Origin of the sequence: Micromonospora endolithica (assembly GCF_003626595.1) — a bacterium.
Taxonomy (GTDB): Bacteria; Actinomycetota; Actinomycetes; order Mycobacteriales; family Micromonosporaceae; genus Micromonospora; species Micromonospora endolithica.
The window spans coordinates 478,883-492,744 of record NZ_RBAK01000004.1; the positions used below are offsets into that span (position 1 = coordinate 478,883).

A 13,862-nucleotide genomic window follows, 5' to 3' on the forward strand; every position below is an offset into this window, starting at 1 on the left:
CCGCGCCGCTATTCGCGGCTCATCACCGGACGGACCTCCACCGCGCTCATCCCGGCGGCCAGCGGCCAGGTGGCCGCGATCCGGGTGGCCTCGTCGAGGTCGTCGCACTCCAGTATGACGACCGCGCCGATCACCTCCTTGAGTTCCAGGTAAGGCCCGTCGGTGACCACCGGCCGGCCGTCCGTGCCGGCCCGCACGGTCCGCGCCGTCTCCCGCGGCTGCAACTCGGCGCCGCCGTCGGCGATCCGGCCGGTCGGCTGCCACCGCTCGAACCACTCGTAGACCCCGGTCATCACGTCCTGCTCGTCGGCCGGGGACAGCCCGGTCCACTCGCGGTCGTCGCCGAAGATCAGCATCGCGTACCTCATCGTTGCTCCTCCTGGTGGGAAACGCTGCGTCGCCCGGGTGACGAACGGCCGGCGCCGGTTCTCGACACGTTCCGCCATCACTTCCACGATCAAGGCCTGGGCGGGCGGGGGCGGTTCGATGACAGTTGCGTGACACCGGCGTGGTGGATCGTGACAGTCGGATGACAACGGGGCGGAGCCGTTTGGCGGCGGCGGCCGGCCGGGCACAGGGAGGCCGCTGACAACACACCCTCGGAAGGGACGGCCCCCGTGGAAGTCACCGGCTTCTTCACCGCCATCATCATCGGTCTGGTCATCGGCGCCCTCGGCCGTCTGGTCGTGCCCGGCAAGCAGAACATCCCGATCTGGCTCACGCTGCTCATCGGTGTGGTGGCCGCGATCCTCGGCACCCTGCTCGCCGGCGCGTTCGGCGTCGACGAGACCCCCGGCATCGACTGGATCGAGCTGTTCCTCCAGATCGGCTTCGCCGCGGCCGGCGTCGCCCTCGTCGCCGGGACGTACGGCCGCCGGCGGCACTGACACCGGACGCCACCCACCCGGCGCTCCGCGGCGGGCCCGTCCCACCCCCGGGACGGGCCCGCCGGGCTAACGTCACCCAACCGTCACGCGTCCGCACCGAGTCCGCCGACCTGCCCGGACAGGATGGCAGCGAACCGGACCCGACCGGCGGAAAGGACGCGACGTGACGACGGATCCCTCCCGCCCGCCCTGCGGGGTGCGCGTGCTCCACGTCCGCACCACCGCCTTCGACCTGCCGCACCTGCCGGCGCTGGGCGCCCTGTTCGACCGGGTGCTGGCGTTGCGGCCGGCGCAGGTGGTCGCCGACCTGTCGGCCTGCCGCTACATCGACGCCGCCGGTGTCGGCCTGTTGCTCGACGTGCACCGCCGGCTGACCCGCGTCGGCGCGGTGCTGACCGTCCACGACCCGAACCCGGGCATCCGCCGGATCCTCCAGATCACCGGCGTCGACCAGGTCCTGCCGGTCACCACGACCGCGCCCGACCGGGGGGTCCCGCACCCGCGCGCGGGATTGACTACAGTGGCCTGACCGCGGATCCCGCGGTAGCCACTGTGGAGGTTGGAGATGGCTGTGGAACGCACCGTGCCCGGGGGAGCGGACCGGATCGACACCACGGTGGCGCACCCCGCCCGCCGCTACAACTACTGGTTGGGCGGCAAGGACAACTTCCAGGCCGACCGGGAGTCCGGCGACGCGATCGCCGCGGCCTTCCCGGGCGTACGCCTCGGCGCGGTGGAGAACCGCCGCTTCCTCCGGCGGGCCGTGACCCACCTGGTACGGGACGCCGGTATCGACCAGTTCCTGGACGTGGGCACCGGCATTCCGAGTGCGGACAACACCCACGAGGTGGCCCAGGCCGTCGACGCGTCGACCCGGGTGGTCTACGTCGACAACGACCCGATCGTGCTGGCGCACGCCCGGGCCCTGTTGAACAGCGCCTCCGAGGGCGCGACCGCCTATCTCGACGCCGACCTGCGCGACCCGGAGGGGATCCTCGCCCACCCCGACCTGCGGGCCACCCTCGACCTGAGCCGTCCGGTGGCGCTGATGCTGGTCGCCGTCCTGCACTTCGTCCGCGACGACGAGGACCCGTACGGGTTGGTCCGCCGGCTGGTCGACGCGCTGCCGTCGGGCAGCTACCTGGTGATGTCCCACGTGACCGCCGACTACTTCCCACCGGAGCAGGCGCGCGCGGCGCGCGGCAGCCAGTCGTTCGGCCCGCACGGGGTGATGGCGTTCCGCACCCGGGAGGAGTTCACCCGCTTCTTCGACGGCCTGGAGATCCTCGATCCCGGCGTGGTCTCGGTCGCCGAGTGGCGGTCGGGCGACGAGCCGGGCGTGCGGCCCACCGCCGCCGAGGCGGGCATCCACTGCGCGGTCGCCCGCAAGCCCTGACCCGCGCCGGACGTGGACGACCACGTATGCGGTCGAGCCGTCGAGCGATGGTCGCCGCGCCGGCCCGCGACTGTACTGGTGGCATGACCGACAACGCAGTACCGACCAGCCCCGTGCTCGTCCTCGGCGCCACCGGCCGGACCGGCCGCCGGGTGGCGGAGCGACTCACGGCGCGGGGGCTACCCGTCCGGGCCGGCTCCCGATCCGCCCCGGTTCCCTTCGACTGGAACGACCGGGACACCTGGGCTCCCGTCGTGGACGGCGCCGGGGCCGCCTACCTCTGCTACCAGCCGGATCTCGGTTTCCCCGGCGCCGCCGACACGGTCGGCGCCTTCGCCAAGCTGGCCGTCAGCCACGGGGTCTCCCGACTGGTCCTGCTCTCCGGTCGCGGCGAGCCGGGCGCGTACGCCGGGGAGGAGGCGGTGCGGGCGGCCGGTGCCGCCTGCACGGTGGTCCGGGCGAGCTGGTTCCACCAGAACTTCAGCGAGAACTTCCTGGTCGACCCGGTGCGGGCGGGGCGGATCGTGCTGCCCGCGGGCGACGCCGCGGAGCCGTTCGTGGACGCCGACGACATCGCCGACGTCGTCGTCGCCGCGCTCACCGGGGACGGACACGCCGGCGAGGTGTACGAGCTGACCGGCCCCCGCCTGCTCACCTTCCACGAGGTGGCGGCGGAGATCAGCCGGGCCACCGGCCGCGAGGTCAGGTACGAGCCGGTGACCGCCGCGCGGTACGCCGCCGTCCTGCGCGAACACGACCTGCCGGCGGAGTTCGTCGACCTGTTCGGCACCATCCTCGACGGGCGCAACGCCCACCTGGCCGACGGGATCCGGCGCGCGCTGGGCCGGGAGGGCCGCGACTTCCGCGACTACGCCCGCGACACCGCCGCCGCCGGCGTCTGGAACTGACCCGGAGGCATCTCCCGGCCCGGTGCCGGCACCGCACCCGGTGCCGGCACCGGGCCGCGGGTGATCGGCGGATCAGACCGCCGACAGCGCCACGCAGAGGCAGGTCACGGCGACCACGCAGGCCAGCGTACGTACGGTGTGCCAGCGCCGCCACGGCCGCTCGAAGCCGTGCCGGGCCGCCCGGGGATCGGCCGGGTCCGCCCGGTCCAGGCGGTTGTTCAGCGGGATGTTCCCCGCGAAGGTGATCACCAGCGTGGCCAGGTAGCCGACGAACCCGGCCAGCACCCAGCCCCGGACGCCGGGTCGGTCGAGGTGCCATCCGAGCGCGGCACCGGCGGCCACCAGGGCGCCGAGGAAGACCAACCCGAACAGTCCGTTCTGGATGACCCGGTTGATCTCCCGCATGACCCGGACGAAGGTGGCGTCGTCCAGCGCGGCCAGTGCCGGCATGACCGCCACCGAGAACGCGAAGAACAGGCCCGCCATCAGACCCGTGGTCACCGCCGCGATGACCAGTGCCGCCGTCGCCATGCCGCCTCCGAAACCCGTGCGCCGCCCGCCGTCGGGCCGCGATCGAGCAGTACGCTAGGCGACCGTCCCCGTACTCGGCCATGGCCGTGGGACTCGCCCGCATACGCGGACGTCGCGTGGTGCGGACGCGCCGGGCACGACCGCTTGCCGGCGTTGACCGATCTCGGGAAGACGCGACTCATGACGCGTCGGGTCGACCTCACCCGCTTAGCATGGGCGGATGGACGCCCTCGCCGCGCTGCTCGACCAGCCCCGGGCGCGGGGGCCTTCCTGCTCCGCTCGGTGCTCACCCCACCCTGGTCGGTACGCATCGAGGACGGCGCCCCGCTGTCCCTGGTGACGATGATCCGCGGGCATGCCTGGATCCTGCCCGACGGGGGTCGCCCGGTGCGGATCGTGCCCGGCGACGCCGCCCTGCTGCGCGGCCCGGAGCACTACACGCTCGCCGACGAACCGGGCCGTCCGGTGCGGGTCGTCGTCCATCCCGGACAGCGGTGCACCACACCGCAGGGGCGGGACCTGGCCGAGGCGATGCGACTGGGCGTACGCAGCTGGGGGGACGAGGGCGGCGACACCGTCATGCTCAGCGGGACATACCAGGTCGACAGCGAGGTGAGCCGGCGGCTGCTGCGGTTGCTGCCTCCGGTGCTGACCCACACCACCGACGCCGCGGACGCACCCCTGGTCGAACTGCTGACCCGGCAGCTGGCCCGGGAGGAGCCGGGCCAGGAGTTGATCCTCGACCGGCTGCTGGACCTGCTCCTGATGAGCGTCCTGCGCTCCTGGCTGTCCGCCGCCGACATGCCGGTCGCCGGTTGGTACCACGCCCAGCACGACCCCGTGGTCGGGCCGGCGCTCCGCCTCCTGCACGCCGACCCGGCGTACCCGTGGACGGTGGTGGACCTGGCGGCCCGGGTCGGCATCTCCCGCGCGGCGCTGGCCCGCCGCTTCACCGCCCTGCTCGGCGAGGGCCCGATGACCTACCTGACCAGTCTGCGGCTGGACCTCGCCGCCGACCTGCTGCGGGCGGGCGACGCGACGGTGGCGGCGGTGGCCCGGCAGGTCGGCTACGGCAGCGCGTTCGCGTTGAGCACCGCCTTCAAGCGGGTACGCGGGATGAGCCCGCAGGAGCACCGCGCTCAGGGGGCCCGGGTGTCGTCCACGACGCAGAAGAGGTTGCCCTCCGGGTCGGCCAGCACCACGTACGCGTCGTAGTTGTGCGCCGCCGGGTCGGTCGGGTAGCCGTCCCAGTCCACCCGGCGGGCGCCCAGCGTCACCAGCCGCTCCACCTCGGCGTGCATCGCCTCGGCGTCCGGCGCGTGCAGGTCCAGGTGGACGCGGGGACGGTCGGCCGGTGGGCCGCCCACCTCGTCGAGGGCGAGCAACGGACCGCCGTCCGGCGGGGCGAGGACCACGAAGCCGTCCTCCACCCGGTCCAGCGGGTACCGCCGGTAGCCCAACGCCCGCGCGTAGAACCCGGCCGCGCGCTCCGCGTCGGACACCCCGATGACGACCACCCCGAGTCTGAGCACACGCCCGAGCCTACGGTCAGGCCCGGCCCGCCAGCCGTGGCGGGTTCCGTCAACGGCCGGCAGGCACCGGCGTCTCGGCCGCCTCGACGGACCGCTCCCCGGTCGCCGCCGGGACCTCGGCGGCCTCAGCCGGGTCGGCGGTCGCCACCTCGGCGGTCGCCGACCCGGCGGGCGTCTCCGGTGTCTCCGGCGTCGCATCCGGTGAGCGGTGCGCGCCGTCGCGCTCGGAGTCGGAGCCGCCGGCCGGCTCGGTGCGTGCCGCGACCTGCGGGTACTCCGCGGTCTCGCCGCCGCCCGCGGCCGCCGCCATCACCGCCGCGGCGGCCAGGTCGGCCACCCGCTTCGCCTCCCGCTTGACCCGGGCGCGGACCTCCTTGGCGTGCTTCTCGGCGGACTCGGCCGAGCGGCGCGCCTCGTCCAGCCGGTGCAGCTCCTCGGTCAGCTCCTGCCGGGTCCGGTGCAGGCGCTGCTGCACCTGCACCATCTCGCGCTCGGTGGTGTCGCCCTCCTGCCGAACCTGCTCCAGCTGCTGCTGGGCGGTGTCCAACTCGGACTGCAGGCGGGTCAGCGTCTCCCGGCGGTCCCGGATGCCCTGCTGCACGGTGGAGAGCTGCTGCTGGTGCGTGGCGGCCTGCTCCTCGGCGTGCTGGCGCACCTTGGCCGCGTACTGCTGGGCCTCGGCGATCAACGTCGCGATCTCCTGCTCGGCCGCCGTACGCTGCACGGTCAGCTCCCGCTCGGCCACCGTGCGCTGCTCGCCGATCTCCTGCTCGGTGGCGGCCCGCCGGTCGTTCAGCTCGCGTTCCACCGTGGCCTGCCAGCGGGTCAGTTCCTCCTGCGTCCGGGTCCGCGCGGCCTGGACCTCCTGCTGGATCTGGGTACGCGCGGAGGTCAGGAACGCTTCCGCCTCGGCGCGGGCCTGCTCCACCCGCTGGGCGCTCTGCTCCTCGATCCGGTTGGCCTCCAGGCGGGCCCGCTCGTGGGCGGCCTCGCCGGCCTCGCGGAGCTGTTCGGCCGCCGCCCGGACCTCCGCCAGTTCGGCCTGCACGGCGGCCCGCCGTTCCTCGTCCACCTTCTGCTGCTGGGCCCGGCGCGCGGCGAGGTCCTCCTCGAACTCGCGCGTCGTCCGGTCGGCCTCCGCGCGGGCACCGGCCAGCGCCGCCTCCGCCTCGGCCTGCAACGCGGCGGCGCGCTGGCCGGCGGTCTCGCCGATGAGTTCGGCCTGCCGCTCGGCCAGGGCGAGGATCTCCTCGACCATCGGGCCGAGATCGCGGAAGGAGGCACGGTCGACCCGCGCCGGCCGGTCCCGCAGTTCGGCCGTCTCGGCTTCGAGCCGCTGGTACTCGGTGGTCAGCGTCCGCAACCGCTCGACCGCCCGGTCCCGCTCCACGGTCAGCGTCGACCGTTCGTCGTCGAGCTGATCGAGATAGCGGTCAACCTGCCGTCTCTCGTAGCCGCGCAGCGTCGTGTCAAAGCTCGGCCGCGACCTGACGTCGTCGCGGGCCGCGAACGGCTCGTCGCTGTGGGACATGCACCCATCCTCCGTACGATCGCCGGCGCCCTGCCGGCGGCGGAACCACCCCGGGACAGGACGTGGCGACACGCTACCGCCGGGGATCCGGGGATCATAGGGCGCGTCCGGCCCGTCCCGCGACGCCCCGGTCCGGTCTGGACGGCCCTCGATCCGGGCTGTTACGGCATTCCGCCCGGGAGGACACCGCCGAGCCGTTACGCTTCCGTCGCTAATACGGACATACGGGGGCAAAATGCGTAGTTCATTCTGGGGTGGCCCGGCGCGGAGGTGGCTCGCCGGGGTGGCGGCCGCCGGGGTGCTGGTGGCTGGCGGCTCGGCGGTCCCGCCCGCCCGCCCGGGCGGCTGGGACCTCACCGCGGTATCCGTCGGGGTCGGACCGGTCAACCCGGTCGCCCCCGCGCAGAGCTTCGGTGTCATGACCGAGGGCGACGCGACCGTCATCGAGTCCGAGAACGAGGGGACGATGGCCGTCGGCGGCAACCTCGCCTTCGGCAACTACCAACTCGCCAACAACACCGCCGGCTCGTTCGTGGTGCCCGGCGACGCACGCCCCAGCGCCCTGGTCGTCGGCGGACGGGTCGACTTCGCCGGCAGCGTCCCCGGTACCCGGCTCCAGGTGCTCTCCAGTGGTTACGCCAAGGTGGGCAACCTGACCGGCACGTTCGTGCGGAACACCGACAACAACGGCGCCCAGGTCAACACCCGCATCCTGCCGACGAACAACTACGACGCGACGCCGCGGGTGGAACTGACCACCCGGCAGCCGGTCGACAGCGTCGGCCCGACCTCGCCGCTCAACTTCGCCGCCGCGTACCAGAGCTTCCGCAGCACCTCGGCGGAACTCGCGACCTGCGAGAACACGGTGGTCCTCCGGACGCCCAACGGTGACGTGCTGCCCCGTCCGATCCCACCGGGCAGCAACGCCGTCGTCTCGCTGACCCCCGGCGTCACCAACGTGCTGGACATCAGCGCGACCGACCTGAACAACATCTCCATCCTCACCTTCGCCAGCCAGCCGACGGCCAGCACCCCGCTGCTGGTGAACGTGGACACCAGCGGGGTCGGCGACAACTTCTCCTGGAACGCCCCCAACTTCGCCGGCATCGGCGGCGAGCAGGCCCGATACATACTGTTCAACTTCCCGACCGCCACCCGTCTCACCCTCACCCCGCAGGCGCGCACGGTCGAGGGCAGCCTGTACGCCCCGAACGCCGACCACGTCGACCTGTCCGCGACCAACACCGAGGGCAGCGTCATCACCCGGACGTTCGAACACCGGGGCGGCGAGATGCACTACTTCCCGTTCAGCACCACCCTGGCCTGCCAGGGAGCCACCACCGCCAGCATCGACCTGGTGAAGTCCTCGACCACCACCGAGATCACCACCGTCGGCCAGCAGGTGCCGTACCGCTTCCACGTGGTCAACACCGGCGGGGTCCCGTTGGAGGCGATCGCCGTTACCGACGTGCAGACGCCGCCGTCGTCGAACGCGAACCTGGGCCCGATCACCTGCCCGCAGACGACCCTGGCGCCCGGCGCCCAGACCGTCTGCACGGCCACCTACACGGTCACCCAGGCGGACCTGGACAACGGATCCCTGCGCGACACCGCGACCGCGCGGGGCACCCCGCCCGGCGGGACGACGGTCGAATCCGACCCGGCCCAGCTGACCATCCCCGCCGCCGCGCTGACCGCGGCGATCCGGGTCACCAAGTCCTCCACCACGACCACCATCGGCAGCGTCGGGCAACAGGTGCCGTACCGGTTCGACGTGATCAACACCGGTGGGTTGACGCTGACCGGGGTCGCGGTGACCGACGTGCAGACGCCGCCGTCGTCGAACGCGGACCTGGGGCCGATCACCTGCGCCCAGACCACTCTGTCTCCGGGGGCGAGCACCACGTGCACGGCGACGTACACGGTCACCCAGGCGGACCTGGACAACGGAGGCGTGACCAACACGGCCACCGCGCGGGGCACCCCGCCCACCGGCGCGCCGGTGGTCTCGCCGCCGTCGTCGCTGACCATTCCCGACTCCGACATCACCGCCTCGATCCGGGTCACGAAGTCCTCGACCACCACCGGCATCACCGCGGTCGGGCAGCAGGTGCCGTACCGGTTCGACGTGGTGAACACGGGTGGGTTGACGCTGACCGGGGTCGCGGTGACCGACGTGCAGACGCCGCCGTCGTCGAACGCGGACCTGGGGCCGATCACCTGCGCGCAGACCACCCTCGCGCCGGGCGCGAGCACCATCTGCACCGCGACGTACACGGTCACCCAGGCGGACCTGGACAACGGAGGCGTGACCAACACGGCCACCGCGCGGGGCACCCCGCCCACCGGCGCGCCGGTGGTCTCGCCGCCGTCGTCGCTGACCATTCCCGACTCCGACATCACCGCCTCGATCGACGTGGTGAAGACCTCGACCACCATCGAGATCACCACCGTGGGCCAGGAGGTGCCGTACCGGTTCCACGTGGTGAACACGGGTGGGCTGACGCTGACCGGGGTCGCGGTGACCGACGTGCAGACGCCGCCGTCGTCGAACGCGGACCTGGGGCCGATCACCTGCGCGCAGACCACCCTCGCGCCGGGGGCGCGCACCACGTGTACGGCGACGTACACGGTCAGCCAGGCCGACCTGGACAACGGTGCGGTCTCGAACACGGCCACCGCGCGCGGCACCCCGCCCGGCGGCGGTGCCCCGGTCGTGTCGCCGCCGTCCTCGCTGACCATCCCGGACGGTCCGGTGACCGCCGCCGTCGCGGTGGTGAAGTCCGCCACCACCACCGGCATCTCCGCGGTGGGGCAGCAGGTGCCGTACGAGTTCCTGGTGGTCAACACCGGCGGCCTGACGCTGACCGGGGTCGCGGTGACCGACGTGCAGACGCCGCCGTCGTCGAACGCGGACCTGGGCCCGATCACCTGCCCGCAGACCACCCTGGCGCCCGGAGCGAGCACGACGTGCACGGCGACGTACACGGTCAGCCAGGCCGACCTGGACAACGGCGGCGTCACCGACACCGCCACCGCGCGCGGCACCCCACCGCGCGGTGAGCCCGTCGAGTCCGCACCCTCGGAGCTGACCATTCCGAACGGCCCGGTGACCGCCGCCATCGCGCTGGTCAAGTCCTCCACGACGACCACGGTCACCACGGTCGGCCAGGAGGTGCCCTACCGGTTCCACGTGGTGAACACCGGCGCCCTGACCCTGACCGGCGTCGCGGTCACCGACGTGCAGACCCCGCCGTCGTCGAACGCGGACCTGGGCCCGATCACCTGCGCGCAGACCACCCTCGCGCCCGGCGTCCAGACCACCTGCACGGCGACGTACACGGTCACCCAGGCCGACCTGGACAACGGCGGCGTCACCGACACCGCCACCGCGCGCGGCACCCCACCCGGCGGCGGCGACCCGGTCGTGTCCGAGCCGTCCACCCTGACCATCCCGGACGGCGACGTGACCGCCGCGATCGCGGTGGTGAAGCACTCCACCACCACCGTCATCAGCGCCGTCGGGCAGCAGGTGCCGTACCTGTTCCACGTGGTCAACACCGGTGGATTGACGCTGACCGGGGTCACGATCACCGACGTGCAGACCCCGCCGTCGTCGAACGCGAACCTGGGCCCGATCACCTGCGCGCAGACCACCCTCGCGCCCGGAGCGAGCACGACGTGCACGGCGACGTACACGGTCACCCAGGCCGACCTGGACAACGGCGGCGTCACCGACACCGCCACCGCGCGCGGCACCCCACCCGGCGGCGGCGACCCGGTCGTCTCGGAACCGTCCACCCTGACCATCCCGGAGGCCGGCCTGGAAGCCGGCATCCACGTGGTCAAGTCCTCCACCACCACCGGCATCACCGAGCCCGGCCAGCAGGTGCCGTTCACCTACCTGGTCGTCAACACCGGCGGGTTCACGCTGACCGGGGTCACCGTGAACGACACGCTGCTGCCGCCCGCGCAGCGGGGGAACCTGTCGCCGATCCTCTGCGGCCCGGAGAACGTGCCGAACGGGTCGGTCACCCTGGCCCCGGGTGAGTCCATCCGGTGCCGCGCGACGTACACCGTCTCGGAGAGCGACTACGCCCAGTCGTCCCTGCTCGACGTGGCGACCGCGACCGGCACCCCGCCGACCGGGCCGAAGCCGGTGTCCCCACCGTCGCCGTTCGACCTCCCGGTCCTGAAGCCGTCGATCGCGCTGGCCAAGTCGGTCACCCCGACCGTCGTGTCCCGCGCCGGTGAGACGGTCACCTACCGGTTCGTCGTGACGAACACCGGCAACACCACGCTGGACGACGTGACCGTCGAGGAGACCGCCTTCTCCGGCAGCGGGAAGCCGTCGGCGATCACCTGCGGCACCCCGCCGGTGCCCAACGGCACGGTGGACCTGGCGCCGGGCGGGAGCACCACGTGCACCGCGACGTACACCGTGACGGCGTCAGACGTCGACGCCGGGCGGGTCACCAACACCGCCGTGGCCACCGGCACGCCCCCGGACGTGCCCGGAGCGCCCCCGCTGGACCCGCCGAGGTCCGGACCGTCCTCGGCGACGGTCACCGCGACCGAGGGGGCCGCGATCAGTGTCGCCAAGTCCTCCCCGACCACGGTCGTGCACCGGGTCGGCGAGCACGTGCCGTACCGGTTCCTGGTGACGAACACCGGGACGGTGACGCTGACCGGCGTCACCGTGACCGACCGGCTGGCCGCGCCGGCCGACCCGGCCAACCTCGGCCCGATCACCTGCGGGCCGGACCGGGTGCCCAACGGGAGTGTCACGCTCGCCGCCGGCGCCGCCGTCACCTGCGAGGCCGTGTACAAGGTGTCCAAGGCCGACGTGCACCGCGGCTCGATCACCAACACCGCCACGGCGACCGGCCGGCCGCCGTCCGGGCCGGCCCCGGTGGCGCCGGAGTCGACCCTCACCATCCCGGTCAAGGGCAAGCTCCCGGTGACCGGTGAATCGCTGGTCGGGCCGCTGACCGGCGTCGCGCTGCTGATCCTGCTGCTCGGCACGGCGCTGGTGGTCGTCGCCCGACGACGCCGTACGCCGACCGGGTGACCGGTTGTTAAGAAGGGGCCCCTTCTCTACCGGAGACGGTAAGAAGGGGCCCTTCCTTACACCTCAGGCGAGGCGGATGGTGTCGCCGTCGACGGCCACCGGAGTCTCCGGCAGCGGCTGCTTGGCCGGGCCGCCGCGGACCGAGCCGTCGGCGATGTCGAAGACGCTGTTGTGGCAGGCGCAGACGATCGTGCCGTCGTCGACCGACGTGACGGTGCAGCCCTGGTGGGTGCAGCGGGCGGAGAACGCCTTGATGGTGCCGGCCGCCGGCTGGGTCAGCACGATCCCCTGGTCGGCGAGGATGCGTCCACCGCCGACCGGGACGTCGGCCACCCGGGCCAGCGCCGCGGTCTCCCCGTCGGCCGGTGCCGAGGCGTCGCCCGGTGCGCCGCCGGCGGCCGGCGGGGGAGCCGCCGGGGCGGGTGCGGACGCCGCCCCGTACGTCTGGCAGCCGGCCAGCAGCGCGGTGACGCCCACCGCGCCGGAGCCGGCCAGGACCGCCCGCCGGCACGGTCGGCCGGTCCGCGGGTCGTCGCTCATCCGAGGTCCCTTCCGCGGCGCGTCACCGGTGCACGCCGAACGTCGTGAAGTACCAGACCGACGAGGTCAGCCACACGCCGATGAGCGCGGTGAACACGACACCGCCGACCACCGGCAGCACCCAGCCGGCCAGGCCCGGCTTCGGCAGGGCGAGCATCTTGGTGGTGAACACCCCGAAGAAGAAGCAGCCCAGCGCCGAGTGCAGCAGGGTCCGCAGGTCCGCGTCGGCGAAGCCCAACGCGTACAGGCAGTGCACCGCCACCGGCACGGTCAGCAGGAACGCGACCCGTCCCGACCAGCGGTGCGCGGCGCCGGCCCAGGACGGCGCGAACCCGCCCAGCCGGCCCCACATGGCCAGCGCGGAGAGCACCTGGACGACCGCGAAGAACGCCGCGCCGGTGCCCAGCCACACCTTGACCGTCTGCGGGCCGGAGAAGCCGGCCAGGTTCACCGCGATTCCGGTCGGCGGGTGGGTGCGGCCGTAGACCCCCAGGGCCACCGTCACACCCGCACCGACCAGCAGCGGCACCAGCAGCGACGCCCGGGGAACCCGGGACGGGACCGGATCGGCGAAGGGGTCGGGCAGCATCTCCACCCGTACCGTCGGCCCGGCATCGATGGTGGCCCGCGGCCCGCCGCGGCGGTGCTCGGCCATCACCCACCGGTCCCGGCGCCCGGCACGACCGGCTCGGCGGTGATCCGGACACCGTCGACGATGGTGGTGCCGAACGCCGGGTCCAGCGGTGGTGCCGACACCGGCCGGCCGTTCCAGGTCACCACCCCGGTCTGCGTGCCGTCGGGCAGCAGGATCCACCCACCGTCGATCCCGGCGTCCCGGACCTGCGCGGTGGCCCGGTAGAGCGCCGGCGCGTCCCCGCCGGTCGCGGTGGCGGTGAACGCCCACGTCCGCCCGCCGGAGGTCACCTCGCCGGTGGCCCGGTCACCGGCGATCCGCCCGGTCAGCGTCGCGCCGTCCGCGCCGGAGAGGTCCAGAACACCCCCGGTCACGGTGCCGCGCACCCAGATCTCCAGGCTCCGGCCGTCGCAGACGTACGCGGTCGCCCGGTCGCCCCGGACGGTCAGGGCGATGGTGGCGCCGCCGTCGAGGCGCCCGGTCCAGGTGCCGTCGACCGAGGGTGGGCCCGACGGCGGCGGGGCCGCCGGCTCGGACGGTGCCGGCGGGGTGGCGCCCGGCTGCACTCCCGGCTGCGCACCCGGGTCGGCCGCCTCGCCGGTCGGCGCCGGCCCGTCCGGCTCGGCTCCCGGCGACGGCGCGTCGGGCGACGCGGGCGCGGCCGGCGCGCCGGCTCGGAACTGCGGCGCCGGTGGGGCGGCCTGGGCGCTCATGGTGAACAGCACGGCCGCCAGCGCGCTCCCGGTCAGCAGCGTGAGCATCGGGGTCATCCGCTTCATGGGCATCTCCCTTCCTCCGAACGTACGGGTGGCGGGGCCGGGTCGTTCAAACG

At 73.6% G+C, this 13,862-nt stretch carries 12 protein-coding genes and 1 pseudogene; 6 read left to right on the forward strand and 7 right to left on the reverse strand.

The window, feature by feature from the left end:
- Positions 1 to 8 precede the first annotated feature (8 nt).
- Positions 9 to 368, reverse strand: a complete 360-nt coding sequence (locus tag D7223_RS14005) for a YciI family protein (RefSeq protein ID WP_120728804.1) — start codon at positions 366 to 368, stop codon at positions 9 to 11.
- 249 nt (positions 369 to 617) lie between these two features.
- Between D7223_RS14005 and D7223_RS14010 the strand changes: the two genes are divergently transcribed.
- From D7223_RS14010 to D7223_RS14025, 4 genes are all read left to right on the forward strand, one after another.
- The gene (locus D7223_RS14010; RefSeq protein WP_120728805.1) at positions 618 to 887 is read left to right on the forward strand and encodes a GlsB/YeaQ/YmgE family stress response membrane protein; all 270 of its coding nucleotides are present in this window, start codon (positions 618 to 620) and stop codon (positions 885 to 887) included.
- A 163-nt stretch (positions 888 to 1,050) separates the two neighbouring features.
- Positions 1,051 to 1,416 carry an STAS domain-containing protein gene (locus D7223_RS14015; protein ID WP_120728806.1) on the forward strand — a complete coding sequence of 122 codons (366 nt, stop codon included), beginning with the start codon at positions 1,051 to 1,053 and terminating at the stop codon, positions 1,414 to 1,416.
- Between the two features lie 36 nt (positions 1,417 to 1,452).
- The gene (locus tag D7223_RS14020) at positions 1,453 to 2,283 is read left to right on the forward strand and encodes an SAM-dependent methyltransferase (RefSeq protein ID WP_120728807.1); all 831 of its coding nucleotides are present in this window, start codon (positions 1,453 to 1,455) and stop codon (positions 2,281 to 2,283) included.
- An 83-nt stretch (positions 2,284 to 2,366) separates the two neighbouring features.
- Complete coding sequence (locus D7223_RS14025; RefSeq protein WP_120728808.1) at positions 2,367 to 3,191, forward strand: SDR family oxidoreductase; 825 nt, start codon at positions 2,367 to 2,369, stop codon at positions 3,189 to 3,191.
- Between the two features lie 72 nt (positions 3,192 to 3,263).
- On the opposite strand, the gene D7223_RS14030 is transcribed toward D7223_RS14025, so the two are convergent.
- Positions 3,264 to 3,722 carry an anthrone oxygenase family protein gene (locus D7223_RS14030; protein WP_120728809.1) on the reverse strand — a complete coding sequence of 153 codons (459 nt, stop codon included), beginning with the start codon at positions 3,720 to 3,722 and terminating at the stop codon, positions 3,264 to 3,266.
- A gap of 220 nt (positions 3,723 to 3,942) precedes the next feature.
- On the opposite strand from D7223_RS14030, the pseudogene D7223_RS14035 reads away from it, so the two are divergent.
- Positions 3,943 to 4,937 (forward strand): annotated as a pseudogene (locus D7223_RS14035) (AraC family transcriptional regulator).
- Here the strand turns inward: D7223_RS14035 and D7223_RS14040 are convergent.
- Together D7223_RS14040 and D7223_RS14045 are read right to left on the reverse strand one after the other, a co-directional pair.
- Positions 4,862 to 5,254: a VOC family protein gene (locus D7223_RS14040; RefSeq protein ID WP_120728810.1), complete on the reverse strand. Its 393-nt coding sequence runs from the start codon at positions 5,252 to 5,254 to the stop codon at positions 4,862 to 4,864. The pseudogene D7223_RS14035 and the gene D7223_RS14040 overlap by 76 nt on opposite strands.
- Positions 5,255 to 5,303: 49 nt before the next feature.
- Positions 5,304 to 6,785, reverse strand: a complete 1,482-nt coding sequence (locus D7223_RS14045; RefSeq protein WP_202864644.1) for a DivIVA domain-containing protein — start codon at positions 6,783 to 6,785, stop codon at positions 5,304 to 5,306.
- Positions 6,786 to 7,020: 235 nt separating this feature from the next.
- Between D7223_RS14045 and D7223_RS34260 the strand changes: the two genes are divergently transcribed.
- The gene (locus D7223_RS34260; protein WP_120728811.1) at positions 7,021 to 11,856 is read left to right on the forward strand and encodes a choice-of-anchor A family protein; all 4,836 of its coding nucleotides are present in this window, start codon (positions 7,021 to 7,023) and stop codon (positions 11,854 to 11,856) included.
- A gap of 63 nt (positions 11,857 to 11,919) precedes the next feature.
- Here D7223_RS34260 and D7223_RS14055 read toward each other — a convergent pair whose 3' ends face one another.
- The 3 genes from D7223_RS14055 to D7223_RS14065 form a co-directional block, all read right to left on the reverse strand.
- The gene (locus D7223_RS14055; RefSeq protein ID WP_120728812.1) at positions 11,920 to 12,396 is read right to left on the reverse strand and encodes a Rieske (2Fe-2S) protein; all 477 of its coding nucleotides are present in this window, start codon (positions 12,394 to 12,396) and stop codon (positions 11,920 to 11,922) included.
- Between the two features lie 22 nt (positions 12,397 to 12,418).
- On the reverse strand, positions 12,419 to 12,985 hold the full coding sequence (locus tag D7223_RS14060) for a DUF6529 family protein (RefSeq protein ID WP_120728911.1): 567 nt from the start codon (positions 12,983 to 12,985) through the stop codon (positions 12,419 to 12,421).
- A 65-nt stretch (positions 12,986 to 13,050) separates the two neighbouring features.
- Positions 13,051 to 13,809, reverse strand: coding sequence for a hypothetical protein (locus D7223_RS14065; RefSeq protein WP_120728813.1), 759 nt, complete (start codon positions 13,807 to 13,809; stop codon positions 13,051 to 13,053).
- Positions 13,810 to 13,862: the final 53 nt, after the last annotated feature.

Coding starts and splice junctions, on each gene's coding strand:
- D7223_RS14005 (WP_120728804.1), bottom strand. CDS start 368: ATGAGGTACGCGATGCTGATCTTCGGCGACGACCGCGAGTGGACCGGG.
- D7223_RS14025 (WP_120728808.1), top strand. CDS start 2,367: ATGACCGACAACGCAGTACCGACCAGCCCCGTGCTCGTCCTCGGCGCC.
- D7223_RS34260 (WP_120728811.1), top strand. CDS start 7,021: ATGCGTAGTTCATTCTGGGGTGGCCCGGCGCGGAGGTGGCTCGCCGGG.
- D7223_RS14055 (WP_120728812.1), bottom strand. CDS start 12,396: ATGAGCGACGACCCGCGGACCGGCCGACCGTGCCGGCGGGCGGTCCTG.
- D7223_RS14065 (WP_120728813.1), bottom strand. CDS start 13,809: ATGAAGCGGATGACCCCGATGCTCACGCTGCTGACCGGGAGCGCGCTG.
- D7223_RS14030 (WP_120728809.1), bottom strand. CDS start 3,722: ATGGCGACGGCGGCACTGGTCATCGCGGCGGTGACCACGGGTCTGATG.
- D7223_RS14060 (WP_120728911.1), bottom strand. CDS start 12,985: ATGCTGCCCGACCCCTTCGCCGATCCGGTCCCGTCCCGGGTTCCCCGG.
- D7223_RS14020 (WP_120728807.1), top strand. CDS start 1,453: ATGGCTGTGGAACGCACCGTGCCCGGGGGAGCGGACCGGATCGACACC.
- D7223_RS14045 (WP_202864644.1), bottom strand. CDS start 6,785: ATGTCCCACAGCGACGAGCCGTTCGCGGCCCGCGACGACGTCAGGTCG.